This is a genomic window from Duganella vulcania (assembly GCF_009857655.1).
Lineage (GTDB): Bacteria > Pseudomonadota > Gammaproteobacteria > Burkholderiales > Burkholderiaceae_D > Rugamonas > Rugamonas vulcania.
The window spans coordinates 1-248 of the sequence record NZ_WWCX01000339.1 but is presented as its reverse complement, the minus strand read 5'-3'; the positions used below and the strand labels follow the sequence as shown (position 1 = coordinate 248).

The 248-nt window shown below is 47.6% G+C and carries 1 rRNA gene; it reads right to left on the bottom strand.

From position 1 onward, the window contains the following. A 16S ribosomal RNA gene (locus GTP90_RS36300) occupies positions 1–93 on the bottom strand; the annotation flags it as partial. Between the last annotated feature and the right edge of the window lie 155 nt (positions 94–248).

The following is a 248-nucleotide window of genomic DNA, read 5'->3' as shown; positions in this document are numbered from 1 at the left end:
TCGCCGCCAGGTTGCCCCGCGCTGCCGTTCGACTTGCATGTGTAAGGCATGCCGCCAGCGTTCAATCTGAGCCAGGATCAAACTCTTCAGTTTAATCTCTGTTTATTTGCTACTTTCGTAGCACCGTCATTGCTGACGGGTCGCTCACTCAAAATACTGACAGGCCACTACTTCCGTAGTGCCTATTTCATTACTTCTTGTGAACATTTGATATTTTAAGTATCAGCAGAACTAGTCTGCTGTGCACT